This is a genomic window from Bartonella sp. AP72JLCBS (assembly GCF_042195705.1).
GTDB lineage: Bacteria > Pseudomonadota > Alphaproteobacteria > Rhizobiales > Rhizobiaceae > Bartonella.
Genome location: NZ_JBHIOU010000061.1, coordinates 1 through 1,614, shown reverse-complemented (window position 1 = coordinate 1,614; position 1,614 = coordinate 1). Strand labels below are relative to the sequence as shown.

1 protein-coding gene is annotated in these 1,614 nt (G+C 40.6%); it reads left to right on the top strand.

Going from position 1 to position 1,614, the window contains the following annotated elements:
- Window positions 1-1,614 (top strand): DEAD/DEAH box helicase family protein (locus tag ACFILO_RS09325; RefSeq protein WP_375678199.1); only part of this gene is annotated, 1,614 nt, incomplete at both ends.

Below are 1,614 nucleotides of genomic sequence, written 5' to 3'. Positions count from 1 at the left end.
GACCCTCTCCATTATGGACGATATGAAAAGGTAGAAACCTATTATGAATGGGCTAAAGAGCGTGAAGGTTGGAATAAAAATGATATCGGCATTGATCTGGTGGCAAAGCTTCGCAATCAAGAGGGATATGTGGCTATTCAATGTAAGTTTTATAAAGCTGACCATCAGATCAGTAAAAAAGATATTGATAGCTTTATCGCTGCCTCTGGAAAAGACATCTTTAAATATCGCCTTCTCGTCGATACCACGGAAGTGGAATTAAGTGACAATGTGAATGCCATGATCAAAGGACAAGCGATACCCGTTTATCGCATTGACCTTCGTCATATGGAAAACAGTCGTATAGATTGGCAAATATTTGCAACTAAAAAAGAAATTGTTCTTAAATCAATAAAAGAGCCTCGTCCCCATCAAGAAGAAGCCATCAAGAAAGTCTGTGAAGGTTTAAAAGAAGCAGACCGTGGCAAGCTGATCATGGCATGTGGTACGGGGAAGACTTTCACCAGTTTGAAGATAGCAGAAACCCTTGCTGGGAAAGGCAAGCGTGTTTTGTTTCTGGTCCCTTCTCTGGCTTTAGTCTCACAAACAATCCGTGAATGGACAGCCGATGCACAAGTACCTTTGCGTTCTTTTGCTGTGTGTTCGGATACAAAAGTAGGCAAGCGTCGTAAGAACCAAGATGATATTGTTGGCATGGAAACATCAGATCTTGTTCTCCCTGCTACAACAGATGCAAAAGCCCTTGCCAAAGAAGCGCGTGAAAACCTAACAGATGCAATGACGGTTATCTTTTCAACTTACCATTCTATCCAAGTGCTTTCGGATGCACAAAAAGACCATGGGTTACCTGAATTTGATCTGATCATTTGTGATGAAGCCCATAGAACAACTGGTGTTGTGTTGGGAAGTGAAGACAATGAATCTGAATTTATCAAGGTTCATGATAACAGCATCATTCGGGGTAAAAAACGTCTGTATATGACAGCAACGCCTCGTATCTTTAGTGACACTGCTAAAAGGCACGCTGATGAGATCAATGCCGTTCTCGCATCTATGGACGATGAAACGCTTTATGGCAAACAACTCCATCATTATACATTCGCGGAAGCTGTCGATAATGAACTTTTAACTCCTTACAAGATTGTGGTCTTGGGTATTAATGAAACCTATATCACACCAGCCATACAGGAGATTATTGCCAATGAAAACCGTGAAATTGATTTAGATGATGCGGCAAAAATTATTGGCTGTTATAGAGCACTTACCAAAATAGATAAGCAAGCGGCTGTTGTTGATGATGATACAGAGCCCATGCAATGTGCTTTAGCTTTTTGCAAAGACATTAACACCTCTCAATATATAACAAAGCTCTTTAATAAAATTATCAAATCTCATATTGATGATTTCCTTCAAACCGTTCCCTTTCTAAACTGTGAAGTAAGACATATTGACGGAACGCAAAGCGTCAAAAAACGCAATGAGGAACTGGATTGGCTTAAAGAAGATGCGGGGCAAAATGTTTGTCGGATTTTAAGCAATGTTCGGTGTCTGTCTGAAGGGATTGATGTCCCTGCTCTTGATGCCATCATGTTTTTACACCCGCGTAATAGCCAA